23 protein-coding genes are annotated in these 26036 nt (G+C 71.1%); 15 read left to right on the top strand and 8 right to left on the bottom strand.

The annotated features are described in order from the left end of the window. The first annotated feature begins 55 nt into the window (after nt 1–55). The 7 genes from mce (at nt 56) to ACIRP2_RS12760 (ending at nt 9820) form a co-directional block, all read left to right on the top strand. On the top strand, nt 56–484 hold the full coding sequence (gene mce / locus ACIRP2_RS12790) for a methylmalonyl-CoA epimerase (protein ID WP_351084960.1): 429 nt from the start codon (nt 56–58) through the stop codon (nt 482–484). Nucleotides 485–726: 242 nt separating this feature from the next. Then, entirely contained in the window at nt 727–4554 is a 3828-nt protein-coding gene (scy, locus tag ACIRP2_RS12785) for a polarized growth protein Scy (protein WP_404249233.1), read from the top strand. Nucleotides 4555–4738: 184 nt separating this feature from the next. Then, nucleotides 4739–5677: a cellulose-binding protein gene (locus ACIRP2_RS12780; protein ID WP_351084964.1), complete on the top strand. Its 939-nt coding sequence runs from the start codon at nt 4739–4741 to the stop codon at nt 5675–5677. A 129-nt stretch (nt 5678–5806) separates the two neighbouring features. After that, complete coding sequence (locus ACIRP2_RS12775; RefSeq protein WP_404249230.1) at nt 5807–6838, top strand: ATP-binding cassette domain-containing protein; 1032 nt, start codon at nt 5807–5809, stop codon at nt 6836–6838. 5 nt (nt 6839–6843) lie between these two features. Continuing rightward, nucleotides 6844–7623: an ABC transporter permease subunit gene (locus tag ACIRP2_RS12770; RefSeq protein ID WP_404249228.1), complete on the top strand. Its 780-nt coding sequence runs from the start codon at nt 6844–6846 to the stop codon at nt 7621–7623. Nucleotides 7624–7826: 203 nt separating this feature from the next. Then, nucleotides 7827–8966, top strand: a complete 1140-nt coding sequence (locus tag ACIRP2_RS12765) for an ABC transporter ATP-binding protein (RefSeq protein WP_404249226.1) — start codon at nt 7827–7829, stop codon at nt 8964–8966. Then, the gene (locus tag ACIRP2_RS12760; protein ID WP_404249224.1) at nt 8963–9820 is read left to right on the top strand and encodes an ABC transporter permease subunit; all 858 of its coding nucleotides are present in this window, start codon (nt 8963–8965) and stop codon (nt 9818–9820) included. The genes ACIRP2_RS12765 and ACIRP2_RS12760 overlap by 4 nt, the downstream gene beginning before the upstream one ends. Nucleotides 9821–9850: 30 nt before the next feature. On the opposite strand, the gene ACIRP2_RS12755 is transcribed toward ACIRP2_RS12760, so the two are convergent. After that, nucleotides 9851–10180, bottom strand: coding sequence for an ATP/GTP-binding protein (locus ACIRP2_RS12755; RefSeq protein ID WP_376560080.1), 330 nt, complete (start codon nt 10178–10180; stop codon nt 9851–9853). 212 nt (nt 10181–10392) lie between these two features. On the opposite strand from ACIRP2_RS12755, the gene ACIRP2_RS12750 reads away from it, so the two are divergent. Continuing rightward, nucleotides 10393–11436, top strand: a complete 1044-nt coding sequence (locus ACIRP2_RS12750; RefSeq protein WP_404249222.1) for an LLM class flavin-dependent oxidoreductase — start codon at nt 10393–10395, stop codon at nt 11434–11436. A 303-nt stretch (nt 11437–11739) separates the two neighbouring features. On the opposite strand, the gene ACIRP2_RS12745 is transcribed toward ACIRP2_RS12750, so the two are convergent. Then, the gene (locus tag ACIRP2_RS12745; RefSeq protein WP_030971516.1) at nt 11740–12132 is read right to left on the bottom strand and encodes an SCO5389 family protein; all 393 of its coding nucleotides are present in this window, start codon (nt 12130–12132) and stop codon (nt 11740–11742) included. Between the two features lie 262 nt (nt 12133–12394). Between ACIRP2_RS12745 and nucS the strand changes: the two genes are divergently transcribed. Further along, nucleotides 12395–13066, top strand: a complete 672-nt coding sequence (gene nucS / locus ACIRP2_RS12740; protein WP_365690084.1) for an endonuclease NucS — start codon at nt 12395–12397, stop codon at nt 13064–13066. Between the two features lie 65 nt (nt 13067–13131). Here the strand turns inward: nucS and ACIRP2_RS12735 are convergent, their stop codons facing one another. The 4 genes from ACIRP2_RS12735 to ACIRP2_RS12720 form a co-directional block, all read right to left on the bottom strand. Then, nucleotides 13132–15684: an ATP-binding protein gene (locus ACIRP2_RS12735; protein WP_404249220.1), complete on the bottom strand. Its 2553-nt coding sequence runs from the start codon at nt 15682–15684 to the stop codon at nt 13132–13134. Between the two features lie 242 nt (nt 15685–15926). After that, complete coding sequence (locus ACIRP2_RS12730; protein WP_072486732.1) at nt 15927–16250, bottom strand: STAS domain-containing protein; 324 nt, start codon at nt 16248–16250, stop codon at nt 15927–15929. Nucleotides 16251–16486: 236 nt separating this feature from the next. Then, nucleotides 16487–17335, bottom strand: coding sequence for a 3-hydroxyacyl-CoA dehydrogenase family protein (locus tag ACIRP2_RS12725; protein WP_404249218.1), 849 nt, complete (start codon nt 17333–17335; stop codon nt 16487–16489). A gap of 166 nt (nt 17336–17501) precedes the next feature. Beyond that, nucleotides 17502–18143 (bottom strand): TetR/AcrR family transcriptional regulator, encoded by a 642-nt coding sequence (locus ACIRP2_RS12720; RefSeq protein ID WP_404249216.1) that lies wholly within the window; start codon nt 18141–18143, stop codon nt 17502–17504. A gap of 82 nt (nt 18144–18225) precedes the next feature. Between ACIRP2_RS12720 and ACIRP2_RS12715 the strand changes: the two genes are divergently transcribed. The 3 genes from ACIRP2_RS12715 to ACIRP2_RS12705 all read left to right on the top strand — a co-directional run bounded on the left by ACIRP2_RS12715 (nt 18226) and on the right by ACIRP2_RS12705 (nt 20564). After that, entirely contained in the window at nt 18226–19008 is a 783-nt protein-coding gene (locus tag ACIRP2_RS12715) for an ABC transporter ATP-binding protein (RefSeq protein ID WP_404249214.1), read from the top strand. A gap of 172 nt (nt 19009–19180) precedes the next feature. Beyond that, nucleotides 19181–19930: an ABC transporter permease gene (locus ACIRP2_RS12710; RefSeq protein ID WP_404249212.1), complete on the top strand. Its 750-nt coding sequence runs from the start codon at nt 19181–19183 to the stop codon at nt 19928–19930. A 61-nt stretch (nt 19931–19991) separates the two neighbouring features. Continuing rightward, nucleotides 19992–20564 carry a cob(I)yrinic acid a,c-diamide adenosyltransferase gene (locus ACIRP2_RS12705; protein WP_404249210.1) on the top strand — a complete coding sequence of 191 codons (573 nt, stop codon included), beginning with the start codon at nt 19992–19994 and terminating at the stop codon, nt 20562–20564. 54 nt (nt 20565–20618) lie between these two features. On the opposite strand, the gene ACIRP2_RS12700 is transcribed toward ACIRP2_RS12705, so the two are convergent. Further along, nucleotides 20619–21161 (bottom strand): hypothetical protein, encoded by a 543-nt coding sequence (locus ACIRP2_RS12700; protein ID WP_404249208.1) that lies wholly within the window; start codon nt 21159–21161, stop codon nt 20619–20621. Between the two features lie 151 nt (nt 21162–21312). On the opposite strand from ACIRP2_RS12700, the gene ACIRP2_RS12695 reads away from it, so the two are divergent. The 3 genes from ACIRP2_RS12695 (at nt 21313) to ACIRP2_RS12685 (ending at nt 25389) form a co-directional block, all read left to right on the top strand. Beyond that, nucleotides 21313–22509, top strand: coding sequence for a sensor histidine kinase (locus ACIRP2_RS12695; RefSeq protein WP_404249500.1), 1197 nt, complete (start codon nt 21313–21315; stop codon nt 22507–22509). Continuing rightward, nucleotides 22506–23156, top strand: a complete 651-nt coding sequence (locus tag ACIRP2_RS12690; RefSeq protein WP_404249206.1) for a response regulator — start codon at nt 22506–22508, stop codon at nt 23154–23156. Before ACIRP2_RS12695 ends, ACIRP2_RS12690 begins: the two co-directional genes overlap by 4 nt. 355 nt (nt 23157–23511) lie before the next feature. Continuing rightward, on the top strand, nt 23512–25389 hold the full coding sequence (locus ACIRP2_RS12685; RefSeq protein WP_404249204.1) for a glycosyl hydrolase family 18 protein: 1878 nt from the start codon (nt 23512–23514) through the stop codon (nt 25387–25389). Nucleotides 25390–25573: 184 nt separating this feature from the next. Here the strand turns inward: ACIRP2_RS12685 and ACIRP2_RS12680 are convergent, their stop codons facing one another. Continuing rightward, the gene (locus ACIRP2_RS12680) at nt 25574–26020 is read right to left on the bottom strand and encodes a DUF2550 domain-containing protein (RefSeq protein ID WP_404249498.1); all 447 of its coding nucleotides are present in this window, start codon (nt 26018–26020) and stop codon (nt 25574–25576) included. Nucleotides 26021–26036 lie beyond the last annotated feature (16 nt).

Genomic DNA, 26036 nt, shown 5'->3' with positions numbered 1-26036 from the left:
CGGGTGTGATGGCGCGCACGTTGCGTAACCATCGGCGGGGCGCTGCACTGGTTCCATGCTGACGCGAATCGACCACATCGGGATCGCCTGTTCCGACCTCGACGCGACCGTCGAGTTCTACCGATCGACCTACGGGTTCGAGGTGTTCCATTCCGAGATCAACGAGGAGCAGGGCGTGCGGGAGGCCATGCTCAAGATCAACGATACGTCCGACGGCGGCGCTTCCTACCTCCAGCTCCTGGAGCCGACACGGGAGGACTCGGCCGTGGGCAAGTGGCTGGCGAAGAACGGGGAGGGCGTCCACCACATCGCCTTCGGCACCGCGGACGTCGACGCCGACGCCGCGGACATCCGGGAGAAGGGGGTCAGGGTGCTCTACGACGAGCCCAGGACCGGGTCCATGGGGTCACGCATCACCTTTCTGCACCCCAAGGACTGCCACGGCGTCCTCACCGAACTGGTCACGTCCGCAGCTGAGCACTGACCACCGGATACCCGGCCCGGTAGAGTGGGCCGTTCCGGGCCGGGGCCGGGTCGGGGCCGCGCCGCGTCCCCAGCCGTTGATCTGTCACCATTCCCCGGGGGACCGCTCGCCGGCGAACGGTACTCGTTGGAGAGTTGCGACCAGGGTTGGGGTCTCCCCTGCTCAGTGGGGCATCCCCTGCTCGAACGAAGTTGAGAGTTTGGGGAAGAAGTTGAGAGCTCGGGGAAGGATGGGACCGCGCAGTGCGGGGCTACGAACGCCAGGAGAGCCACCGAGCTGACGACGACCATCTCTCGCGGTTCGAGGCCGAGATGGACCGGCTGAAGACCGACCGGGAGAAGGCCGTCCAGCACGCCGAGGACCTCGGTTACCAGGTCGAGGTCTTGCGCGCCAAGCTGCACGAGGCTCGGCGCAATCTCGCGACCCGTCCCGCCTACGACAGCGCGGACATCGGTTACCAGGCCGAGCAGTTGCTCCGTAATGCCCAGATCCAGGCCGAGCAGCTGCGGACCGACGCCGAGCGGGAGCTCCGCGACGCCCGTGCGCAGACGCAGCGGATCCTGCAGGAACACGCCGAGCACCAGGCGCGGCTCCAGGCCGAGCTGCACAACGAGGCCGTGCAGCGGCGCCAGCAACTGGACCAGGAGCTGGCCGAGCGCCGCCAGACCGTCGAGTCCCATGTCAACGAGAACGTCGCCTGGGCCGAGCAGCTCAGGGCCCGGACGGAGTCCCAGGCGCGCCGGCTGCTGGAGGAGTCCAGGGCCGAGGCCGAGCAGTCCCTGACGGCCGCGCGCGCCGAGGCGGGCCGGCTGGCCGACGAGACCCGGCAGCGGCTGGGCTCCGAGGCGGAAACCGCCCGTGCCGAGGCGGAGTCGATCCTGCTGCGCGCCCGCAAGGACGCCGAGCGGCTGCTGAGCGCCGCCTCCAGCCAGGCGCAGGAGGCCACCAGCCATGCCGAGCGGCTGCGTTCGTCGACGACGGCCGAGACCGAGCAGACCCGGCAGCAGACCGCCGAGCTGAACCGGGCCGCCGAGCAGCGCATGCAGGAGGCCGAGACCCGGCTGCGGGAGGCCCGGCTGGAGGCCGAGAAGGTCACCGCAGAGGCGAAGGAGGCCGCCGTCAAGCGGCTGGCCGCCGCCGAGTCGCAGAACGAGCAGCGCACCCGTACCGCCAAGTCGGAGATCGCCCGGCTGGTCGGCGAGGCCACCAAGGACACCGAGAACCTCAAGGCGGAGGCCGAGCAGGCGCTCGCCGATGCCCGCGCCGAGGCGGACCGGCTGAAGTCCGAGGCGGCCGAGAAGGCCCGCACGGCCGCCGCCGAGGACGCCGCGGCCCAGCTCGCCAAGGCCGCCAGGGCCGCCGAGGAGGTGCTGACCAAGGCGTCCGAGGACGCGAAGTCCACCACCGGCGCGGCGAGCGAGGAGGCCGACCGGATCCGCCGTGAGGCGGAGGCCGAGGCGGACCGGCTGCGCGGCGAGGCCGCCGAGCAGGCCGATCAGCTCAAGGGCGCGGCCAAGGACGACACCAAGGAGTACCGGGCCAAGACGGTCGAGCTGCAGGAGGAGGCGCGCAGGCTGCGCGGCGAGGCCGAGCAGCTGCGCTCCGAGGCCGTCGCCGAGGGCGAGCGGATCCGCGGCGAGGCCCGTCGCGAGGCCCTGCAGCAGATCGAGGAGGGCGCGAAGTCCGCCGAGGAGCTGCTGTCCAAGGCGAAGACGGACGCGGAGGAGCTGCGCGGCACCGCGTCCACCGAGAGCGAGCGGGTCCGCAACGAGGCGGCCGAGCGGGCGGGCGCGCTGCGCAAGCAGGCCGAGGAGGCGCTGGAACGCGCCCGTGCCGAGGCCGAGGAGCTGCGCGGCGAGTCCGAGGAGCAGGCCCGGTCCACCACCTCCGGGGCCGAGCAGGCCGCGCAGGAGCTGCGCGAGGAGACCGAGCGTGCGGTCGCGGCCCGGCAGGCGGAGGCGGCCGAGGAGCTTGCCCGGCTGCATTCCGAGGCCGAGACCAGGGTCACCACCGCCGAGCAGGCGCTCACCGACGCGCGCGCCGAGGCGGAGCGCATCCGGCGTGAGACGAACGAGGAGTCCGAGCGGCTGCGCGCGGAGGCCGCGGAGCGGCTGCGGGCGCTGCGGGAGCAGGCCGAGACCGAGGCGGAGCGGCTGCGCGACGAGGCCGCGGCGGACGCGGCGCAGTCGCGGGCGGAGGGCGAGTCCACCGCCGTGCGGCTGCGCGGCGAGGCGGCCGCCGAGGCGGAGCGGCTCAAGTCCGAGGCGCAGGAGACCGCCGACCGGGTGCGGTCCGAGGCCGCCGCGGCCGCGGAGCGCGTGGGCGCGGAGGCTGCCGAGGCACTGGCCGCCGCCCAGGAGGAGGCCAACCGCCGCCGCCGGGAGGCCGAGGAGACCCTCGACGGAGCACGCACCGAGGCGAACCAGGAGCGCGAGCGCGCCCGCGAACAGAGCGAGGAGCTCCTCGCCTCCGCCCGCAAGCGGGTCGAGGAGGCGCAGGCCGAGGCGCAGCGCCTGGTGGAGGAGGCGGACAGCCGGGCGACGGAGCTGGTCTCCACGGCCGAGCAGACCGCTCAGCAGGTACGGGATTCGGTCAGCGGGCTGCAGGAGCAGGCCGAGGAGGAGATCGCCGGGCTGCGCTCCACCGCCGAGCATGTCGCGGAACGGACGAAGTCCGAGGCGCAGGAGGAGGCGGACCGGGTCCGCGCCGACGCGCACGCGGAGCGGGAGCGGGCCGGCGAGGACGCGTCCCGGGTGCGCCAGGAGGCGCAGGAGGAGTCCGAGGCCGCGAAGGCGATGGCCGAGCGGACCGTCGCCGACGCGATCAGCGAGTCGGAGCGGCTGCGCGCGGACACCGCGGAGTACAGCCAGCGGATGCGCACCGAGGCGTCCGACGCGCTGGCCTCGGCCGAGCAGGACGCGGCGCGCAGCCGGGCCGAGGCCCGCGAGGACGCCAATCGGATGCGTTCCGACGCGGCGACCCAGGCCGACCGGCTGGTGGGCGAGGCGACGAGCGAGGGCGAGCGGATCCGCACGGAGTCGACGCAGCAGGCCGGCCGGCTCGTCGAGGAGGCGACGCAGCAGGCGGCCCGGGTGGCGGACGAGGCCGCGGACGCGGCCGAGCGGATGCGCGCGGAGGCGGCGGCCACCGTCGGTTCGGCGCAGGAGCACGCGGCCCGTACCCGCGAGGAGTCGGAGCGGGTGCGTGCCGAGGCGGAGGCCGCGGCCGAGCAGATGCGGGCCGAGGCCCGTCAGGAGGCGGACCGGCTGCTGGACGAGGCGCGCGAGGCCGCGGCGAAGCGCCGTGCCGATGCCGCCGAGCAGGCCGACCAACTCGTCGACAAGGCCCAGGAGGAGGCGCTGCGCGCTGCCACCGAGGCCGAGGAGCAGGCCGACACGATGGTCGGCGCGGCCCGCAAGGAGGCCGTGCGGATCACCTCGGAGGCGACCGTCGAGGGCAACTCCCTGGTGGAGCGCGCCCGTACGGACGCGGACGAACTGCTGGTCGGCGCGCGTCGGGACGCCACGGCCATCCGGGAACGGACCGAGGAGCTCAGGGCCCGGATCGAGGGCGAGATCGAGGAGCTGCACGACCGGGCCCGACGGGAGACCTCCGAGCAGATGAAGACGGCGGGCGAGCGCGTCGACAATCTGATGAAGGCGGCGACCGAGCAGCGCGACGAGGCGGCGGCCAAGGCCAAGGAGCTGCTGGCGGAAGCGAATTCGGAGGCGAGCAAGGTCCGGATCGCGGCGGTGAAGCGGGCCGAGTCACTGCTGAAGGAGGCCGAGCAGAAGAAGGCCACGCTGGTCCGCGAGGCCGAGAAGCTGCGGGCCGACGCCGAGGCGGAGGCGAAGCGCACGGTCGACGAGGGCAAGCGCGAGCTCGATCTGCTGGTGCGTCGGCGCGAGGACATCAACACCGAGATCTCCCGAGTCCAGGACGTACTGGAGGCGTTGGAGTCGTTCGAGACGCCGACCAGCGGCAAGGGCTCGGGCAGCGGCGCCGCAGGTGGCGTCAGAGCCGGGGCCGCGGCCGGAACTCGTTCGAGTGGCAAGTCGTCCGAGGGGTAGTCGTCCTGTCATCTCCCGTGCTTCGTCAAGGACGTTCAACCCCGAGAGTGGCAAGAGTTGCGGGGGTCAGCCACTCAAAAGGGGTGTCATTCTCCAGATCAAACGGGCATCCACTCGATGACACGCCGTCCGGGCCCCTAGGATTCCCCCTAACACCTCACCGGTCTCATTCGACAGGAACCTCATGAGCGACCCTTCCTCCCCCTTCGGCTTCGAGCTCGTGCGACGTGGATACGACCGCGGTCAGGTGGACGACCGCATTACCAAGCTCGTCGCCGATCGTGATAGTGCTCTCACCCGCATCACTTCTCTGGAAAAGCGCATCGAGGAGCTCCACCTCGAGACGCAGAACGCCCAGGCCCAGGTGAACGACGCGGAGCCGTCGTACGCCGGCCTCGGCGCACGTGTGGAGAAGATTCTCCGCCTGGCCGAGGAGGAGGCGAAGGACCTGCGCGAGGAGGCCCGTCGCGCCGCCGAGCAGCACCGTGAGCTCGCCGAGTCGGCCGCCCAGCAGGTGCGCAACGACGCCGAGTCGTTCGCCGCCGAGCGCAAGGCGAAGGCCGAGGACGAGGGCGTGCGCATCGTCGAGAAGGCCAAGGGTGAGGCCGGCGCGCTGCGTACGGAAGCCCAGAAGGACGCCGCGCAGAAGCGCGAGGAGGCTGACGCCCTCTTCGAGGAGACCCGTGCCAAGGCCGCCCAGGCCGCCGCGGACTTCGAGACCAACCTGGCCAAGCGCCGCGACCAGTCGGAGCGCGACCTCGCGTCCCGTCAGGCCAAGGCCGAGAAGCGCCTCGCCGAGATCGAGCACCGCGCCGAGCAGCTCCGCCTGGAGGCCGAGAAGCTCCGTACGGACGCCGAGCGTCGGGCCCGTCAGACGGTGGAGACCGCGCAGCGCCAGTCCGAGGACATCGTGGCGGACGCGAACGCGAAGGCCGACCGGATCCGCAGCGAGTCGGAGCGCGAGCTGGCGGCGCTCACCAACCGCCGCGACTCGATCAACGCCCAGCTCACCAACGTCCGCGAGATGCTGGCGACGCTGACCGGTGCGGCGGTGGCCGCCGCCGGTGCCCCGGCCGACGACGAGCCGGCCACCCGCGGCGTCCCGGCCCAGCAGACCCGCTGAGCCACCCGGCGCGGACTCGCTGACCTCTCAGCAGTCCGGCCGACTCCGCAGTACCGCACTTGTACTCCTTGCGCGCCCGGTTCCGCCCTTGTGGTGGCGCCGGGCGCGCGGCCGTTCTAGCGTGAACGCATGATCGAGCTCGATGGTCTCACCAAGCGCTTCGGCAACAAGGTCGCCGTCGACCGGCTCTCGTGCCGGGTCAGGCCAGGAATGGTGACGGGCTTTCTGGGCCCCAACGGGGCGGGCAAATCCACGACGATGCGGATGATGCTCGATCTCGACAACCCGACCAGTGGTTCGGTGCGCATCGACGGCAAGCACTACCGCGACCTGGCGGAGCCCCTCAAGTACATCGGTGCGCTGCTCGACGCCAAGTCGATGCACGGCGGGCGCAGCGCGTACAACAATCTGCTCTGTCTCGCGCAGAGCAACCGCATCCCGGAGAGCCGGGTCGCGGAGGTGCTGGACACCGTGGGTCTGAGCGCGGTGGCGAAGAAGAAGTCCAAGGGCTTCTCGCTCGGCATGGGCCAGCGGCTGGGCATCGCGGCGGCACTGCTCGGCGACCCGCAGGTGCTGCTCTTCGACGAACCCGTCAACGGCCTCGACCCCGAGGGCATCCACTGGATCCGCAATCTGATGAAGGCGCTCGCCGCGGAAGGCCGGACGATCTTCGTCTCTTCGCATCTGATGAGCGAAATGGCACTCACCGCGGACCACTTGATCGTGATCGGCCAGGGCCGGCTGCTCGCCGACACCTCGATGGCCGATTTCATCCACCGGAACTCGCGCAGCTACGTGCGGCTGCGCTCCCCGCAGCAGGAACGGCTGCGCGATGTGCTGCACGAGGAGGGCATGGTCGTGGTGGAGGCGGGCGGCGGCACGTTGGAGATCGACGGCGCCACCACCGAGGCGCTGGGCGAACTCGCCGCCCGGCATCAGATCGTGCTCCACGAGCTCAGCTCCCAGCGGGCTTCGCTGGAGGAGGCGTTCATGCAGATGACGGCGGATTCCGTGGAGTACCACGCGCACTCGGACCTCAGCGAGGCAGCGCCCGTGGGCCCGCACTGGGGCGATCAGTACGACCGGCGGACGGCCGACGGAGGTGCCGGGCACGTCGCGCCGGGCGCACCCGGCACCTCCGGCACCGGCAAGGGAGTGTGACGACGATGGCATCGGTACCCGCGGTCCTCACCTCCGAATGGACCAAGATCCGCACGGTCTCCTCGACCGTCTGGACCCTGATCTCGGCGTTCGTGGTCACCGTCGCGATGAGTGCGGCGCTGTGTGCCCTGATGAACGCACAGTTCAAGGACCTTCCCCCGGCGGAGAGGGCCACCTTCGACCCGACGCTCATCAGCTTCTCCGGGATGGTCCTCGGCCAGCTGGCCATGGTCGTCTTCGGTGTGCTGGTGGTCGGTACGGAGTACAGCTCGGGCATGATCCGCACCTCGCTGGCCGCCGTGCCGCAGCGCGGCTCGTTCCTCTTCAGCAAGGTCGCCGTGGCCGGGGTGCTGGCCCTGGTGGTCGGCATCGTCACCAGCTTCGTCTCGTTCTTTCTCGGACAGGCGCTCCTCGGCGATCACCGCACGGACATCGGTGCGGAACACGTGCTGCGCGCGGTCGTCGGCGGTGGCCTCTACATGGGCCTGATCGGGATCTTCTCGATGGGCGTGGCGGCGATGCTGCGCAGCTCCATGCTGTCGCTCGGCATTCTGATGCCGTTCTTCTTCCTGGTCTCCCAGATCCTGTCGGCGGTACCGGGCGCGAAGAAGGTGGCCCGCTACTTCCCCGACCAGGCCGGGTCCAAGATCATGCAGGTGGTGCCCGACGCCATGAACAGCAATCCGGCCCCGTACGGGCCATGGGGCGGTTTCGGCATTCTGCTCGCCTGGGTGGCGGCGGCACTGGTCGGCGGCTATCTCGTACTGAAGACGCGGGACGCATGACAGGTGCGGGCGGGACGCACCGCCGGTGAGAGCCTCGCACGCCGCGGTCGGAAGCGTCCCGTCCGCTCCGACGCGGAACGATGCGCTCCTGTAACGACTTGGCCGGAACCGTCAAGGCCTGGATATCCTCCTAACTCTTACGGGGGGCGTGCGGCCGAACGGCCTGGGCCCCGACGACGGACAAGAGTCGATGGGGCTGGAGCATGATCGAGGCAGTCGGCCTGACCAAGCGCTATGGCGCGAAGACGGCCGTGTACAACCTTTCCTTCCAGGTGCGGCCGGGTGCCGTCACCGGATTCCTCGGTCCCAACGGGTCGGGCAAGTCCACCACCATGCGCATGATGCTGGGCCTGGACCAACCGACGGCCGGCCATGTCACGATCGGTGGCCACCCCTTCCGCAGCCTGCCGAACGCCCCGCGGCAGGTGGGTGCGCTGCTGGACGCGAAGGCGGTGCACGGCGGCCGCAGCGCCCGTAACCACCTCCTCTCGCTCGCCCAGCTCGCCGGCATCCCGGCCGCCCGGGTCGACGAGGTGCTCGGTGTCGTCGGTCTGCACGAGGTGGCGCGGAAGCGCTCCAAGGGCTTCTCGCTCGGCATGGGCCAGCGGCTCGGCATCGCGGCGGCACTGCTCGGCGACCCGCAGGTGCTGCTCTTCGACGAGCCCGTCAACGGCCTCGACCCCGAGGGCATCCTCTGGGTCCGCAACCTGATGAAGACGCTGGCGTCCGAGGGCCGTACGGTCTTCGTCTCCAGCCATCTGATGAGCGAGATGGCGCTCACCGCCGACCATCTGATCGTGATCGGCCGCGGACAACTGCTCGCCGACATGAGTGTCAAGGACTTCATTTCCGCCAATTCGGCGGACTTCGCCCGGGTGCGGGTCGCGGACGGCGTGCCGGAGCAGCGGGAGAAGCTGACGGCCTCGCTCACCGAGGCGGGCGGCCAGGTCATGCCGGAGCCGGACGGGGCGCTGCGGATCACGGGGCTCGCCCTGCCGCGGATCAGCGATCTGGCCCACGAGTCGGATGTCCGGCTGTGGGAGCTCTCGCCGCACCAGGCCTCGCTGGAGGAGGCGTACATGCGGATGACGCAGGGCGCCGTGGACTACCGCTCGACGGAGGACCAGAAGGCCGGGCTGCAGCAGCCCGTGCACGGCGGCTACGGACCGCAGCCCGGTTACGGGGCGCCGCCCCAGCAGCCGGTCCCGGAGATGCCGCAGCAGGGCTGGTACGCCCCTCCGCCGCCCGGACAGAACCCGTACGCGGGGGCCCCGGCCGCCCCCGAGGCCGCCGCAGCCCCCGCAGACCTGACCAAGAGCGAGACCAGCGAGGACGCCCGATGACCACACCGCCGACCCCGCAGGCGCCGTACCAGCAGCCCCCCGCGCCGCAGGAGAACATGCACGGGCTCTACGCGTCCCCGATCCCGGTGCGCGCGGCCACCCTCGGCGACGCGCTCGCCTCCGAGTGGACCAAGATCCGTTCCGTGCGCTCGACGATGTGGACGCTCGGCGTCCTGGTCGTGCTGCTCCTCGGTTTCGGCATCATGGCGGCGGTCCTGCTGAGCATGACCGACGCCGTCATCGGCGATGTCCCCGAGCTCAGCTTCGGCTTCTTCGGCGTGCTCCTGGGCTCGATCTGTGTGATCACGCTCGGCGTGCTGACCATCGCCTCGGAGTACAGCACGGGCCTGATCCGCACGACGCTGACGGCCTGCCCCAGCCGGAGCCGGGTGCTCACCGCCAAGGCGATCGTCTTCTTCCTGCTCACCTTCACCATCACGACCGTGGTGACCGCCGTGGTCGGTGCGGTGCAGGTGGCCATGCTGGACGGCAAGGAGCCCAGCGGCGACGACTGGCTGCGCGCCACGGTGGGCGTCGGCCTCTACATCGCGCTGCTGGGCCTGCTGTCGCTGGCGATCGGTGCGCTCATCCGGCATTCCGCGGGCGCGATCACGATCATGATCGGGGTGGTGCTGCTGCCGCTCGTGCTGGCGATGTTCATGTTCTCGGACTCGCTGGCCGATCTGCGCCAGGCACTCTTCGAGTACTCGATCCCCAGCCAGCTCAGCGCGTTCTACGACACTTCGGTGACCGGGTCGGGGCCGTCCGGCTGGGACCCGCTGTGGATCATGCTCGGGCTGACGGCCGCTGCCATGGTCGCCGCCTACGCGACGCTGGACCAGCGCGACGTGTGACCGGTCGCCGGCCGGGCCGGCCGCCGAACCTCAGTAGCGAGGCGCGTTCCTGGACCGCTGCACCTGTGTGGTGCGGCGGTCCTTCGCGTTCCAGCAGGCCTTGTGCCAGTGCCTGCGGTCGTCGATGCCGCCGTACTCGGACCAGGCCACCAGGTGCGGGACGCCGGACGGGATCTCCTGGTCGCAGCCCGGACAGCGGTAGCGCTTTCCGGCCGCGCTCGCGCCACTCACCGGGCGGACCGACCACTCCTCGCCCCGCCACTCCTCCGTCCGCCCGCCACCCCCGTACCGGGCACCCGGCTCCACTGCGCTGTCGTGGGGACTCTCGCCGCCTCGGGGGCGGTTGCGGCGCGGGGACACGTGACACCTCACACGGGGCGGGCTGGGCAGTTCCCGTCCAGCGTAGGGCCATTTGGCCGATGCGGGCGTCCCGTACCGTCCGGGGCGGCCTCCCGGAGGGAGTGGGTTACCGGAAAATCGCAACAACCTGTCACCGGACCGTGCCTTTGGCACGTGTCAGACGTTGTTGCCGGTAGGGGAGAGCCGCGTCGGCCGTAAGGAGGCAATTGGCCATGCGTGTGGGAACGTTCGTACTGGCAGCCCAGTTTCCGGGGCAGGGACCCGGAGAAGCGCTGTATCGCGCGATCCGGTCCACCGAGGTCGCGGAGGAATCCGGCCTCGACTCGGCCTGGCTGGCGGAACATCACTTCGTGCCGTACGGGGTCTGTCCGTCCGCCGTCACACTGGCCGCGCTGCTGCTCGGCCGCACCCGGAGGATCCGGGTGGGTACGGCGGTGAGCGTGCTGCCGACCCAGCACCCGGTCGCGCTGGGCGAACAGGCCGCGCTGCTCCATCTCACCAGCGGCGGCAGATTCACGCTCGGCGTCGGCCGGGGCGGCCCCTGGGTGGACCTGGAGGTGTTCGGAGGAGGCCTGGAGGCGTACGAGAAGGGCTTCCCGGAGGACCTGGCGCTGTTGCTGGACTGGCTGCGCGAAGCACGGGTCGCCGGCAACGGCGAGCGCTACGGCTTCCGCGAGGTGGCGGTGGTCCCCCGGGCCGACGAACTGCTCGAACGGGACGGCGGCGAGGGCCCCGGCGGCCCCGAGGTCGTCGTCGCCTGCACCTCCGCGAAGACGGTACGGCTCGCCGCTGAGAACGGTCTGCCGATGCTGCTCGGGATGCACTGCGGTGACGAGGAGAAGGCCGAGATGGTCGCTCTGTGGCGCTCCGCGGCCCTCGCCGCGGGCCGTTCCCCCGAGAGCGTCCGCGAGGCCGGACACGTGTCCGCGGGGGTGGCCCAGATCGCCGACCGTTCCGAGGAGGCCGCGGAGACGCTCGTGAAGGCGATGCCCGGCTGGCTGCGGCAGGGTCTGGACGCCCATGTGACGGTCGACGGCCGGCACCGGGTGATGCGCGACCCGGTCGCCTACACGGAGTTGCTCTGCGGCATTCATCCGGTGGGCCCGCCCCGGCTGGCGGCCGACCGGCTCGCCGCCACGGCCGAGCGGACAGGCATCACCCGCTTCGCGCTCCTGACGGAGGGTTCGGGAGATCTGGCGGCCACGGAGGAGAACGTAGCGCGGCTGGGCACCGAAGTGCTGCCGCTGCTCACATGAGAACTCGTCAGGGGTACGGGGGCCGCCGCCCCGGAGCCGGTCGCGCCTCCCACGCCCCAAAACGGCGCCGGCGGCGTTCGCACATGTCCGGCGGCTCATGGCCGGGGGCGCGACGCCGGGCACGGCATCCCGCGGCCTTGCCGGAACATCCGAACGGGCACCCCGAACTCACGACCTCGTTCGAGCAGGCGTGACTCCGTCCGGGAGTTCCGGCATCGCGCGACGCGCCGCGCGGGACGCCGCGCCCCGTCCGACCCTGATCCGCCGGACAGGCGCGGGAACGCCCCCCTAGGACGACACGGCCTAGCAGTCCCGGAGTTCGGGCGACTGGTTGAGCAACTGGCCCCTCACCGAGGTGAAGCGGGCCAGACGCTCGTCGACCGAGGCGTCCAGCGGGAACACCGCGACGCGGTGGCAGTTCTGGAATGCCAGGCGCACCCCGAAGTGCCGCTGCAGCGCGCCGCGTATCGCATCACTCGCGAGCGCGCGCAGCAGCTGACCACGTGCCTGCTCGTCCGGCGGCGGCGTCTGGTTGTCGGCGAACTCTCCGCCGTCGACCTTCAGCTGAGCCACCAGAGAGCTGATCATCTCCCATGCGTAGGGCAGGGAGGTCCGGACGCAGTCGACGAAGTCGGCTTCGTCGACCTCGCCTCGCTCGGCCTGTTCCAACAGCGCCGGTGAGACGTCGAGCGACATGGGTTCTCCTCTCGCGACCCCGACGCGGGCCGGGGCCTTACGGGCAGGGCAGGAGGACGGCGACGCAGCGTGCACACACGGCGACCTCCCGCTTACACGGTAAGGGCGCAGTCCTGGCCGCACCAGGAGATTGGGAACACAACCGGCCAATAACGAAGGGGAGCAAAGAGGGGCAAGCCCGGAACGCCCCGGTCCGGGGGCGATGGCGGGCGACGGAGGGAGAATCGCGTGGAGCCCCCGTCGTCGAGTAGCGTTGCCGACCATGCGTCTCGTCATCGCCCGCTGCTCCGTGGACTACGCCGGCCGGCTCACGGCCCACCTGCCCTCCGCTCCCCGTCTGATCCTGGTGAAGGCGGACGGGAGTGTTTCGATCCACGCCGACGACAGGGCGTACAAACCGCTCAACTGGATGTCACCGCCGTGCACGCTCAAGGAGGGCACGGACGACACCGCCGGTGTGTGGACCGTGGTGAACAAGGCGGGAGAGAAACTGATCATCACGATGGAGGAGATCCTCCATGACTCGTCCCATGAGCTGGGCGTCGACCCGGGGCTGATCAAGGACGGCGTCGAGGCGCATCTGCAGGAACTCCTCGCTGACCGGATCGAGACACTCGGCGAGGGCTACACCCTGATCCGCCGCGAGTACTTCACCGCCATCGGACCGGTCGACATCCTGTGCCGGGACGCCGACGGGCAGACCGTGGCCGTGGAACTGAAGCGGCGCGGCGACATCGACGGCGTGGAGCAGCTGACCCGCTATCTGGAGCTGCTCAACCGCGACCCCCATCTCGCCCCCGTGAAGGGGATCTTCGCCGCGCAGGAGATCAAGCCGCAGGCCCGGGTGCTGGCGACGGACCGCGGGATCGGCTGTGTGGTGCTCGACTACGACGCGTTGCGCGGCATCGAGGACGACAAGCTTCGCCTGTTCTGACCTTCCGGTCCCTGTCGACGCCGGACGGGCCCGGCCCGTCCGGCGTCCGGCGTTCTTGGGGTGGTTCAGGCCGCCGCCGGACCGCTGTCCGGGCCCGCCGCCGGGGACGAGGCGGCGGGGCCGCTCGCCGAGTCGGAGGTGTCCGGCGAGGTCGGCGGGGGCTCGCTGACCGATTCCGTCGGGTCCGGGGAGTCGGGGTCCGACGGGCTCGGGCTCGGCTTGCCCGGCTTCGTCGGCGTGGGCGACTTCGTCGGGCCGGACGATCCGGTCGGCCTGCCGGACGACGGCTTGCCGCTGGACGGCGTGGACGACGACGGGGTGTCGTCCGGCCCCGTCGGGTCCGTGGACGGCGTGGCGCTCCCGCTCGGCGTCGTCCGGACGTCCGAGGGGCTCGGCGTCCCCGCGCTGTCACCGGTCGTCGCGTCCGCGGGGGCCGGGCCGTCCGTGGAGCCGTCGGCCGGGGCTCCGTCCCCGGTGTCGTCCCGGCCCACCGATTCCTCGGTCGTGACACGGGGATTCCGCGGGGTGTCGCGGTCGCCCGTCATCCCCAGCGCCACCACCGTGCCGAGCACGCCGACGAGGAGCACGCCCGCGCCCGCCGCGGCCAGATTGCGCCGGGCCCCGCGCAGCGCCGCGAACCGACCGCGCCGCGCGCCTTCGGGGGCCGCGGGGGCGTTCTGCCGCGACATCACCGCGGTGACGTCCTCGTACGGCCGCGACAACGCCTGTGTCACGGCCGTCGCGGGACCGGCGACGGGCGGCACGGTCGCTTCGTACGGTGCGACCGGCGTGTCCTCGACGCCCGGGGTGCGGCCGCCGGGCAGCAGACTGCCGGAGAGGTCGGCGACCAGCGCGAGCGCGCGTCGTCCGGCCACCGCGCCCGACTTGTCGGCGAGCACCCCGCGCATGCTGATCGATGTCTCCAGCTCCGCCCTGGCCCGGTCCGGGTTGCCGTCGCAGAGCGCCAGAACACCCAACTCGTGGTGGAAGTACGCCTCTTCGGCGACCTCTCCGGCGATCCTGGCCGCCTCCTGACCGATCCTCAGCGCCCTCTCCCAGGCGCCCCAGTGCAGTCCTGCCGCGAAGGCCGGGGAGGCGCTGCGGGCCAGCAGCACGGCCACGCTGGTCTGTCCCGCCCCGTCGCCCGGGACGAGTCGCGTCATGGCCGCGATGACGGCGTCGGCCTCGGCGGTCACCCGTGCGGGGGTGACCGAGGGGTGGCCGGCCCACCAGGTGTAGTGCTGGGCCGCCGTCCGTGCCCGGTCGGTGCTGTCGTCCCCGTATCCGGCGGCCTCCAGCTGGGTCACGACTCCTGCGGCCAGCCGGTAGCGCGGGCCGGCCGGGGAGAGCAGCCCGCAGCCGGCCAGTTCGCCGAGCGCGGCGTCGGCGTGGGTGTCCCCCACGAGCGCGGGCAGATGTGCCTGGTGCGGTACCTCGCCGCCCAGTGCGACCGCGAAGCGCAGGGTGTCCCGGGCGGGGCCGCTCAGCCGTGAGGCGAGCAGCGCGGCGGGCGCCGCGCCCTCGCCGAGGCTGGGCAGCGGGATGTGGACGCCGTCGACGGCCTCGTCGTGTCCGAAGGGCGCCTCGGCGCTCCGGCCGTCGAGGCCCTCGTAGGCCTCCGGGTCGGCGCGCAGCATGTCGCGCTGGCGCAGCAGGGCACCGGCCTGGACGAAGCGCAGCGGCAGCCCCTCGGACTCGAACCAGAGGTCTCCCGCCCAGTTCGCCTCCTCGTCGGTGAGCGGACGCTCGACGACCCGCTCCAGCAGCTCGAGCGAGGAACCGCGGCCCAGACCCGCGAGGAAGACCTCTTCGAGGTACGAGTCGGCGGTGGGAGCGGCGACATCCGGATCCGTCGCGAACAGGAACGCGCACTCCGGTGTGGCGTCGAGCAGCTCCTCCAGGGCGCCGCCGCCGACCTCCAGGTCGTCGAGTACGACGACGGCGCCGATGCGCCGCACCCCGTCGAGGAGACCGGCGCGGTCGGGCCGGTGCAGCGGTGCGTCATGGACGGCCTCGTAGAGCCCGTACAGCAGGTCGGTGACGGTCCGCTTGCAGCCGGAGAGCCGTACGACTCCGTCGGGCGCGAGGTCCGCGCAGTCGTCGGCGACGGCGTTCAGCAGCGCCGTGCGGCCGGATCCGGCCGGTCCGGTGAGCCGTACCGAGCGGCCGCGGGCCAGCAGGCGCACCAGCCGTTCGCGTTCCTCGGCACGTTCGAGGAGCGGCAGCCGGGGGGCGGGCGGTCCCGGCGGCACGGGCGGCGCGGTGGCGCGTTCGCGGTCGGCGCGCTGGGCCGCGGTGCGCCGGGCCGGGGGCTCGGGCTCCTCCCCCGGCGGGCACAGCTCGACCTCGCTGCCGTCGACCGGGTTGACGGTGAGCAGGTGGGCACCCGATACGAGCCGGACGACACGTGCCTGTTGCGGCGTTTGCTGACCGAAATCCGGACTCATGGGGCCTCCGCCGCCCGGACGGAGCTGGGAGCCCGGGACGGGGCCTCCCCTGCTCGAACGGAGCTGAGAGCTCGGGGAAGGATCGCCGGACGGTCGTCGGCGGTCGGCCTCCTCGCCGAAGCCGTCGTTGTCCCGGCCGTACTCTTCCGGCCCCCGAGGTGTCGGGTCCATCACCAAAGCCCCCAGACGCGTCGCGCACGATTGCCCCTCCCGGCCTCGCACGCCCCGCTGTCGCCTCCGGTCCGGTGTCCGCCCGGTGGGTTCCCGTCAATCGGCGGACGGCCGAACCCTAGACCGTCGTACCGTCTCCGCGCACAGTCGGGGGTCCACGCCGCCCGAAGCGCACGTTCTCGTACGGAATGTGCACCTTCGGCCGACCGTACGGCCGGGGCCGGGCCGCTTCGGGCGGGCCCTCAGACGCGCGGCAGGGAGTCCGCGGCGATTCCGCCCTCGATCGCCAGGATGCGGTGCAGCCGGGTCGCCACGAGCAGGCGCTGCATCTGCGGCGGCACGCCGCGGAGCACCAGTCGTCGTCCGGCCCGTCCGGCCCGGCGGTGCGCGCCCATGATGACGCCGAGCCCGGTGGCGTCCCAGGAATCCAGCTCGGTCAGGTCGAGCACCAGGTCGCCGACTCCGTCGTCGAGGGCCGAGTGCAGGGCCGTACGGGCGTCCGCCGCGCTTCGGACGTCGAGGCGGCCCCCGACGACCAGCTCGGCGTGGTCGCCCCTGATGTGCATATGCGCTCCCCGGGAATTCTCCGTAGAAAGGTTCGTCCGTCTGTTCTGTCTCTCCCACAACTGACTGTGACGGAGACAGGGAAGTTGCCGTCTGTAAGCGAACCGATACCGAATTCACTCCGTGGAGTGACCAAGGCCCGGCAAGGACCCGAGCGGGCCCACCGGATCCGAAAGACGCCCCCCGGACCTCCGGGCCCGACCGACGGCGGATCGGGCGACCGGAGGACCGAAAACGATCAGTACGTGTAGAAGCCCTGCCCGCTCTTGCGGCCGATGTCACCTGCGTCCACCATCCGGCGCATCAGCTCCGGGGCGGCGAACTTCTCGTCCTGCGACTCGGTGTAGATGTTGCTCGTGGCGTGCAGCAGGATGTCGACGCCGGTCAGGTCCGCCGTGGCGAGGGGCCCCATGGCGTGGCCGAAGCCCAGCTTGCACGCGATGTCGATGTCCTCGGCCGAGGCGACGCCCGACTCGTACAGCTTGGCGGCCTCGACGACGAGCGCCGAGATCAGCCGGGTGGTGACGAAGCCGGCCACGTCACGGTTGACGACGATGCAGGTCTTGCCGACGGACTCGGCGAACTCCCGTGCGGCGGCGAGGGTTTCGTCACTGGTTTTGTAGCCGCGGACGAGTTCGCAGAGCTGCATCATCGGGACCGGCGAGAAGAAGTGCACACCGACGACGCGCTCGGGACGCTCCGTCACGGCCGCGATCTTGGTGATCGGGATGGCGGAGGTGTTGGACGCGAGGACGGTGTCGTCCCGGACGATCTTGTCGAGGGCCCGGAAGATCTCGTGCTTCACTTCGAGCTTCTCGAAGACGGCCTCGACGACGACATCCGCGTCGGCGACCGCGTCGAGGTCGGTGGTGGTGGTGATGCGGGCCAGCGCGGCGTCGGCGTCGGCCGCCTCCAGCTTCCCCTTGGAGACGAACTTGTCGTAGGAGGCCTTGATGCCGTCACGACCACGGGTCAGGGCCTCGTCGGTGACGTCCCGCAGCACGACGTCCCAGCCCGCCTGGGCGGAGACCTGCGCGATGCCGGATCCCATGAGTCCGGCTCCGATGACGGCGAGCTTCCTGGCCACGTGTGCACCCCTTGGTTTCTGTTCGCCCCTGCAGCTGGTCCCTGCACGGCCCGGTCCTGACGGTTGTTCGCATGCTCTTCGGCGGAGATTAGTACCCGCGAGGGGCCCTGTGGCCGTGAAGAGATGCGCGTCACGTCTCACATGACGGACATCACACCGGCATGCGTCATTCGGCGGCGCGCCGGGCGTAGTTGAGGACCTTCTCGCCGAGGAGGTCCTCGATCTCGTCGAGCAGGACGAGCGCGTCGCGGGACACCTCGGCGGCCCCGCGGCCCGCCACCATCTCACGGCCGATGTACCCCATGAGCGTGCTCTGCACCCAGGAGAGCTGACCCGCCACCAGGACCGGGGTCGGGTCGCCGGCCTCGGCTCCGGATTCCTCCTGGAGCGTCGTCTCCAGATGCAGCAGCGCCTCCTGCTGCACCTGCCAGAGGCGGGCCTTGAGCCCGTCGGCACCCTCGACGACCCGCGCGAAGTGCGCGTACCCCTCCATCAGACCGACGGCGGGCGACACGCCCTCCACCTGGATGCGCAGTTCGCGCAGGACGGCGTCGGCCGCGGACTCGCCCTTGTCGCGGCCCCGGACGTAGCGGGAGAGGCGGTCGACGATGCCGCGACTGCGGTCCAGGAAGAGGTCCTCCTTGGCCGGGAAGTAGTTGTAGACCGTGTTCACCGAGACGTCGGCGGCGCGGGCGATCTCGGCGATCGTGACCGCATCGAAGCCCCGTTCCAGGAAGAGACCGGTCGCCACGTCCGAGAGGTGCTGCCTGGTCTGGCGCTTCTTGCGCTCCCTGAGTCCCTCAGCCATGGGCCCATCGTAGAGCCCTCATGGGGTCCATGAATATTTGGAGTCATTGCATTTTTTCATTGACTCTGTTTTTGTAGTCGCTATGTCAATCATCAGCACGGCCGGCCTCGCCCGGACCTTCGACACCAGGAGCGGCCCGGTGACGGCCGTACGCTCCATCGATCTGAAGGTCGCGAGCGGTGAGATCGTCGGCCTCCTCGGTCCCAACGGAGCGGGCAAGACCACCACCCTCCGCATGCTCACCACGCTGCTCGCCCCCACCGGTGGCGCGGCCACCGTCGCCGGCTGCGACCTGCTCGAAGATCCGGCGGGCGTGCGGGAGAAGTGCGGCTACGTCGCCCAGTCCGGCGGCGTCGATCCCCACATCACCGTGCGGGAGGAACTGGTCACCCAGGGCCGGATGTACCGGCTCGGAAAGTCCGCCGCGGCGGACCGCGCCGGAGAACTCGCCGACGGCCTGGGCCTGACGGAGCTGCTCGACCGGCGGACGGCCACGCTCTCCGGGGGCCAGCGGCGGCGGCTCGACATCGCGATGGGGCTCACCCACCGCCCCGCCGTGCTCTTCCTCGACGAGCCGACCACCGGACTCGACCCGGGCAGCCGTGCCGATCTGTGGGCGCTGGTCCGCCGGCTGCGCGACGAATCCGGCACGACCGTCGTGCTCACCACCCACTACCTCGACGAGGCGGACGCACTCGCCGACCGGCTGGTCGTGGTCGACGACGGCCGAGTGGCGGCGGAGGGCACACCCGCCGCCCTGAAGACCCGGTACGCGGGCTCGGCCGACGCCTCGCTCCAGGACGCCTTCCTCGCGATCACCGGGCGTTCGGCCATGCCCGCCGATACGGCTCCCGTCGCCGTCTAGTGCCGTGACCGGAAAGGGTCACCGGCCGCCGGCGCCGCACGGCACCCCGCCGCGTTGCCGCATCACCCGAGTGCGGCCGGCACGAGGGCGATCCTCCGCCTCGCGACGCACCGCGCCGGACGCCGCGAGCCTCCCGGCCACAGCACCGTCCCCGCCGACCCGAAGGAATCCGATGCTTCTCCACGACACCGCGCTCGTCTTCGGCCGGTACGCCCGGCAGACCCTGCGCTCCAGGTTCCAGATCCTCTTCGGCATCCTCATGCCTCTGCTGTACCTGCTCTTCTTCGGCCCGCTGCTCACCGGACTGCCACTCGGTCCCACCGGTGACTCCTGGCAGATCCTGGTCCCCGGACTGCTGCTCCAACTCGGCCTGTTCGGAGCCTCGTTCGCCGGGTTCGCCGTCATCATCGACAACTCGAACGGGGTGGTGGAGCGGATGCGGGTGACCCCGGTCAGCCGGACCGCCCTGCTGCTGGGCCGGGTCCTGCGGGATGCGCTGCTGTTCATGTTCCAGGCGGTGCTGCTGGTCCTCGCCGCCCTGGTCATGGGGTTGCGCGCCCCGCTGTGGGGGGTGCTGATCGGCTTCGCGTTCGTCGGACTTCTGACGGTCTCGCTGGCCTCCCTGTCGTACGCCCTGGCCATGAAGGTCCGTACGCCGCAGGAGTTCGGACCGGTGATCAACTCGGTCACCATGCCGGCCATGCTGCTCTCCGGCCTGATGCTGCCGATGACGCTGGGCCCCGGCTGGCTGGACGTGCTCTCCCACCTCACCCCGTTCCGCTATCTCGTGGACGCGGTACGGGACGCGTACGTGGGCTCGTACGCCACCGCGCACATGCTGTACGGCGTCCTGGTGGCGCTCGGCTTCGCGGCGCTCGCCGTCACGGTGGGCGCACGTGTCTTCCGCCGGGCCGGGGTGTGAGCAGGCCTCTCGTCGGGATCGTGCCGGGCTCGGTCCGAACGAAAGACCCTAGGCTGGTCACATGGTCAACCTGACACGTATCTACACCCGCACCGGCGATCAGGGCACCACCGCCCTCGGCGACATGAGCCGGACCGCCAAGACCGATCTGCGGATCTCGGCGTACGCCGACACCAACGAGGCCAACGCCGTCATCGGTACGGCGATCGCCCTCGGCCAACTCCCCGAGGACGTCGTGAAGGTCCTCGTCCGTGTGCAGAACGACCTGTTCGACGTGGGCGCCGATCTGTCGACCCCGGTCGTCGAGAACCCCGCGTACCCGCCGCTGCGGGTCGAGCAGAGTTACGTCGACAAACTGGAGGCGGACTGCGACCACTTCCTGGAGGAGCTGGAGAAGCTGCGCAGCTTCATCCTGCCGGGCGGTACGCCGGGGGCGGCGCTGTTGCACCAGGCGTGCACCGTGGTCCGGCGCGCGGAGCGGTCCACCTGGGCGGCGCTGGAGGTGCACGGCGAGGTGATGAACGCCCTGACGGCGACGTATCTCAACCGGCTCTCCGACCTGCTGTTCATCCTCGCGAGGACGGCGAACAAGGAGGTCGGCGACGTGCTGTGGGTACCGGGCGGCGAGCGGTAGCCATGCGTGCCGAAGACGCCGGACGGGCCCGGTCCGCAGCGCCCGTCCGGCCGTTCAGCGCCGCGCTCCCTCCCGTTTCGGGAACAGCGTGTAGCTCCCCGCGATCACCACATTGAGCCCGATCACGAACAGCATCCTCTGCTGCCACGCCTGGAGGGACGACACGTCCCCGTCCCCGCCCACGTACCAGATCGCCGCCTGCAGCAGTGCCAGCGCCACCACCGCCGCGACCGTCCAGCGCGCCGCGGTCCGCCACTCGTACGCCGCGCGCTCCATCCCGTACTTCGGCGGCTTCACCGGCGGCGGACCGCCCGCGAAGCGGTGGGCGACCCGGGCGTCGACCCAGCGGATCGTGGAGTGGCCGAGCCCCACCGTGAAGCCGATGTAGACCGCGGCGAGTCCGTGCTTCCAGTCGGGCTCCGCCCCGTTCTTCAGGTCGATGGCCGTCACCACGAGCAGCACGACCTCCAGCAGCGGCTCGCACAGCAGCACGGCCGCACCCAGTCGCGGCTTCCTCGCCGGGTACCGCAGCACGAGCCCCACGGCCAGCAACACCCAGAAGCCGACTTCACAGAGCACGATCAGCGTGACGATCACGGCACTTCTCCTTCCCGTCCCCTCCAGCCTTCCGTCCGGGAAGCCCGGAATCGTCGTCACCAGTGACGAACCGCGACTGCATCCTTCGATGTACTCGTACCTCACCCCCCATAGGGAGGTCCGGGGCCGGGCCGCCGTGTTGGATGGGAGGGTGCTCTCCCTCGCCCGCCCGCACCGCCACGACGTGCTCATCGCCGCCACCGGTCTGTTCGGTGGCCTGTTCCTGTGGCTGCTCGGGCTGCACACGCAGGGCGACCGGGCCTTCGTCGCACCGTGGGTCTCCCTACTGCCGCTCACCGTCGTCTCGGGCCTCGAACTGGTACGCAGGACCGCTCCACAGACGGCACTGGTCGTCGGTACGTTCGCGCTGATCGCGGACCAGTTCACGATCGGGAACCTGGCGACGGTGATGATGTTCACCGACCTCATGTACGCGGCCGTGCTGTACGGGACACCGTCCGCCGCCCGCCGTATTCCGGTGACCACGATCCTGATCACGGTCGCGGTCACCATCGGATTCCTGGCGTGGTTCCGCAATCCCCAGGCACTGCTCATCGGCGTCGTCACCGGCATGGTCTCGTTCCTGCCCGCCATCACCGGGGTCAGCGTCCGCAACCACCGGGACGCCGCCGAGGCCGCCCGGCTGCGCGCCGACCAGACCGCGCTGCTGGCCGAGATGGACCGCACCCAGGCGGTGACCGCCGAACGCGCCCGGATGGCACGCGAATTGCACGACATGGTGGCCAACCACCTCTCCGCCATCGCCATCCACTCCACCGCCGCGCTCTCCATCGACGAGCCGGAGACCTCGCGCGAAGCACTCGGGGTGATCCGGGAGAACAGCGTCGACGGGCTCGCCGAGATGCGCCGGCTGATCGGACTGCTGCGCACCGGCGAAGCGGCCGGCGAGCCGAGCGCCTCACCGACGCTCGCCTCGCTGGACGCGCTGGTCGAACAGACCCGTACGAACGCCGCGTCGAGCGGACTGACCTGCACCTTCGAGGACACTCGTGGCGAGCGGGGACCGCTGCCCGCGCCGGTCGAGCTGGCCGCGTACCGGATCGTCCAGGAGTCCCTGACCAACGCGCTCAAGCACGCCGCACCGGGCCCGGTCGTGGTGCGTCTGGGCCGGGACGGGCCGCTGCTCACCGTGGAGGTCAGCAGTGTGCTCGGGGACCGCACCGGGCCGCGCGCGCCCGGATCGGGGGCCGGCCTGGTGGGGATGCGGGAGCGGGTGGCCCTGCTGGGCGGCGCGATCGAGGCGGGGCCGGCCCGCCCCGGCGGCGGCACGGAGACCTGGCGGGTGCGGGCCGAACTGCCCGCGGAGGAAGGGATGATGGAAGCATGACGATCCGGGTTGTGGTCGCCGAGGACCAGTCGGCCGTCCGGGCCGGGCTGGTGCTCATTCTGCGCAGCGCACCGGACATCGACGTCGTCGGCGAGGCCGGGGACGGCGAGGAGGCGGTGCGCCTGGCACGCGAACTGCGTCCGGACGTGGTGCTGATGGATGTGTCGATGCCTCGCCTGGACGGGGTGGCGGCGACCGGGCAGGTGGTGGCCGAGCAACTGGCGGACGTGCTGGTGCTGACGACGTTCGATCTGGACGAGTACGTCTTCGGGGCACTGCGGGCGGGGGCGGCGGGCTTCCTGCTGAAGAACACCGAGGCGCGCGATCTGCTCGAAGCGGTACGCACCGTGGCGCGCGGCGAGGGCCTGATCGCCCCGGCCGTGACGCGCCGTCTGATCGCGGAGTTCGCCGGGACCACCCCCGTACGGGTGGCGAACGCACCCGACCCCGCGGTCCTCGACGCCCTCACCCGGCGGGAGCGGGAAGTGCTCGGCTGCCTCGGCGCGGGACTGTCGAATGCCGAGATCGCGGTCCGCCTCTCGATGGCCGAGGCGACGGTGAAGACGCATGTCAGCCGGTTGCTGGGCAAGCTGGAGCTGCGCAGCCGGGTCCAGGCGGCCGTGCTGGCGCAGGAGTTGGGCATCTGAGGCGACAAGACATGTCAGTACGCGGCGACTTCGCGTAAGCGCGAGCATGAGCATGATCGCCGGGAGCTGAAGAGCCGTTCCTTCTCCGGCGCCGCCCCTCACATGGCTCCGCCGTGCCCCGATCCCCCACTGTGCGGCCGCGCGCGCACTCGGCCCCGCCCCTCTCCGGCCCGGACCGCCGCACTCCTCCGATCACGATCTTTGGTCTGGACCTCTTGACGATTGGTCCAGACCTTCCTAATCTCACCGGACACACTGCGGTGAGCGCGCCATGACAAGGCGCACTCAGGGCGGCGCAGGGTTTGCAGTCCACGGACCACCCCCCGTTTGTCCGGACCTCACCCGAGGAGCACCGTTGAGCACTGAAACCCCCCTACGCCGGACCCGATTCAGACTCGGGACCGGAAGAGCCACCAGATCCAGAGCGGTCGCGGGACTCACCGCGCTGCTTCTTCCGCTCGCCGCGATGGTCGGCCTGGCCTCCCCCGCCGAAGCCGCCACCTCGGCAACCGCCACGTACCTCAAGAAGTCCGACTGGGGCAATGGCTTCGAGGGACAGTGGACGGTGAAGAACACCGGCACCACCGCCCTCTCCTCCTGGACCATCGAGTGGGACTTCCCCTCGGGCACCGCGGTGGGCTCCGCCTGGGACGCCACCGTCACCAGCTCCGGAAACCACTGGACCGCCAAGAACCTCGGCTGGAACGGCTCGGTCGCACCCGGCGCCAGCGTCTCCTTCGGCTTCAACGGCACCGGCTCCGGCGCCCCCACCGGCTGCAAGCTGAACGGCGCCTCCTGCGACGGCGGCAGCGTCCCCGGTGACAACGCCCCCTCGGCGCCCGGCACCCCCACCGCGAGCGCCGTCACCGACACCTCGGTGAAGCTCAGCTGGACCGCCGCGACCGACGACAACGGCATCAAGAACTACGACGTCCTGCGCGACGGCGCCGTCGTCTCGACGGTCACCGGTACGACGTACACCGACTCCGGTCTCAAGGCCGGAACCGACTACTCGTACACCGTGCAGGCCCGTGACACCGCCGGCCAGACCGGTCCGGTCAGCGGCGCGGTCAAGGTCCGCACCACCGGTGGCGGCGGCAACCCCGACCCCGGCACCGGCGGCAAGGTCAACCTCGGTTACTTCACCGACTGGGGCGTCTACGGCCGGAACTACCACGTCAAGAACCTGGACACCTCGGGTTCCGCCGCGAAGATCACGCACATCAACTACGCCTTCGGCAACGTGACCGGCGGCAAGTGCGCGATCGGCGACGCCTACGCCGACTACGACATGGCGTACACCGCCGACAAGTCCGTCGACGGCGTCGCCGACACCTGGGACCAGCCGCTCCGCGGCAGCTTCAACCAGCTGCGCAAGCTCAAGGCGAAGTACCCGAACATCAAGGTCCTGTGGTCCTTCGGCGGCTGGACCTGGTCCGGCGGCTTCGGCGAGGCCGCGAAGAACCCGGCCGCCTTCGCCGAGTCCTGCTACAACCTGGTGGAGGACCCCCGCTGGGCCGATGTCTTCGACGGCATCGACATCGACTGGGAGTACCCCAACGCCTGCGGTCTGACCTGCGACACCAGCGGCCCGGCCGCGCTGAAGGGCATCACCTCGGCCCTGCGCGCGAAGTTCGGGGCCAAGAACCTGGTGACGGCCGCCATCACCGCCGACGCCTCCACCGGCGGCAAGATTGACGCCACCGACTACGCGGGCGCCGCCCAGTCGCTGGACTGGTACAACGTGATGACGTACGACTTCTTCGGCGCCTGGGACGCGAAGGGCCCGACCGCCCCGCACTCCCCGCTCACCTCCTACAACGGCATTCCGCAGGCCGGCTTCAACTCCGCCGACGCCATCGCCAAGCTGAAGGCCCAGGGCGTCCCCGCCTCGAAGCTGCTGCTCGGCATCGGCTTCTACGGCCGCGGCTGGACCGGGGTCACCCAGGACGCGCCCGGCGGCACCGCGACCGGCGCCGCACCCGGCACCTACGAGGCGGGCATCGAGGACTACAAGGTCCTGAAGACCAGCTGCCCCGCCACCGGCACCGTCGCCGGTACGGCGTACGCGCACTGCGGCACCAACTGGTGGAGCTACGACACCCCGGCCACCATCGCGTCCAAGATGACCTGGGCGAAGGGCCAGGGTCTGGGAGGCGCGTTCTTCTGGGAGTTCAGTGGTGACACCACCAACGGTGAACTCGTCAGCGCGATCAACAACGGTCTGAAGTAACCCCCGCGCGGTTGCGCGCAACACCCCGGAAAACGACCGGGGAGACGGGTCCGCCCCCTGTCTCCCCGGTTCTTCGTGCGTTGCCGTACGGGACCTCGCGGGCCGACGCCGCACGGGGCCGTCAGCCCGCGCACGCCCTTGCCCTCACCCGGGAGGTGAGGTGCTCCCCTCCGCGAGCCCCTGGTTACGCCACGTTGACCCGCTGGCCGGGCGGAGCCGCCTCCAGCCAGGCGAGGAATCCGGTCAGCGCGTCCTCGCTCATGGCCAGCTCCAGGCGGGTCTCACGGTGGAGACAGCCGAGCACCACGGCGTCGGACAGGAGCGCCAGCTCCTCCTCGCCCTCGGGCAGCCGACGGGCGATCACCTCGATCGCGGAACGCTCCAGGACCCGACGCGGGCGGGGAGCGTACGAGAAGACCCGGAACCAGTTGATCCGGTCGCCGCTGTACCGGGCGACCCCGTACACCCAGCCCTTGCCGGAGTAATCGGGCTCCTCCGGCACATTCCATCGCAGGCTGCAGTCGAAGGTCCCGCCGGAGCGCTGAATCAGCCGCCGGCGCAGACCGAAGACGAAGAGACCAACCGCGACCAGTGCGACGACCAGCCCGCCCACCCACAGCGCGAGGAACATCTCCACCGACCTCCTC

It is taken from the genome of Streptomyces sp. NPDC101194 (assembly GCF_044767885.1).
Lineage (GTDB): Bacteria > Actinomycetota > Actinomycetes > Streptomycetales > Streptomycetaceae > Streptomyces.
The sequence above is the reverse complement of the archived record's forward strand: the minus strand, read 5'-3'. Positions and strand labels throughout refer to the sequence as shown.

What these genes read in the sequence shown, in the direction of transcription:
- ACIRP2_RS12775 (WP_404249230.1), top strand. Translation starts at nt 5,807, where the DNA reads ATGATCGAGCTCGATGGTCTCACCAAGCGCTTCGGCAACAAGGTCGCC.
- ACIRP2_RS12750 (WP_404249222.1), top strand. Translation starts at nt 10,393, where the DNA reads ATGCGTGTGGGAACGTTCGTACTGGCAGCCCAGTTTCCGGGGCAGGGA.
- ACIRP2_RS12780 (WP_351084964.1), top strand. Translation starts at nt 4,739, where the DNA reads ATGAGCGACCCTTCCTCCCCCTTCGGCTTCGAGCTCGTGCGACGTGGA.
- ACIRP2_RS12720 (WP_404249216.1), bottom strand. Translation starts at nt 18,143, where the DNA reads ATGGCTGAGGGACTCAGGGAGCGCAAGAAGCGCCAGACCAGGCAGCAC.
- ACIRP2_RS12715 (WP_404249214.1), top strand. Translation starts at nt 18,226, where the DNA reads ATGTCAATCATCAGCACGGCCGGCCTCGCCCGGACCTTCGACACCAGG.
- ACIRP2_RS12765 (WP_404249226.1), top strand. Translation starts at nt 7,827, where the DNA reads ATGATCGAGGCAGTCGGCCTGACCAAGCGCTATGGCGCGAAGACGGCC.
- ACIRP2_RS12745 (WP_030971516.1), bottom strand. Translation starts at nt 12,132, where the DNA reads ATGTCGCTCGACGTCTCACCGGCGCTGTTGGAACAGGCCGAGCGAGGC.
- ACIRP2_RS12690 (WP_404249206.1), top strand. Translation starts at nt 22,506, where the DNA reads ATGACGATCCGGGTTGTGGTCGCCGAGGACCAGTCGGCCGTCCGGGCC.
- ACIRP2_RS12710 (WP_404249212.1), top strand. Translation starts at nt 19,181, where the DNA reads ATGCTTCTCCACGACACCGCGCTCGTCTTCGGCCGGTACGCCCGGCAG.
- ACIRP2_RS12705 (WP_404249210.1), top strand. Translation starts at nt 19,992, where the DNA reads ATGGTCAACCTGACACGTATCTACACCCGCACCGGCGATCAGGGCACC.
- nucS (WP_365690084.1), top strand. Translation starts at nt 12,395, where the DNA reads ATGCGTCTCGTCATCGCCCGCTGCTCCGTGGACTACGCCGGCCGGCTC.
- mce (WP_351084960.1), top strand. Translation starts at nt 56, where the DNA reads ATGCTGACGCGAATCGACCACATCGGGATCGCCTGTTCCGACCTCGAC.
- ACIRP2_RS12680 (WP_404249498.1), bottom strand. Translation starts at nt 26,020, where the DNA reads ATGTTCCTCGCGCTGTGGGTGGGCGGGCTGGTCGTCGCACTGGTCGCG.
- ACIRP2_RS12760 (WP_404249224.1), top strand. Translation starts at nt 8,963, where the DNA reads ATGACCACACCGCCGACCCCGCAGGCGCCGTACCAGCAGCCCCCCGCG.
- ACIRP2_RS12730 (WP_072486732.1), bottom strand. Translation starts at nt 16,250, where the DNA reads ATGCACATCAGGGGCGACCACGCCGAGCTGGTCGTCGGGGGCCGCCTC.
- ACIRP2_RS12770 (WP_404249228.1), top strand. Translation starts at nt 6,844, where the DNA reads ATGGCATCGGTACCCGCGGTCCTCACCTCCGAATGGACCAAGATCCGC.
- ACIRP2_RS12735 (WP_404249220.1), bottom strand. Translation starts at nt 15,684, where the DNA reads ATGGACCCGACACCTCGGGGGCCGGAAGAGTACGGCCGGGACAACGAC.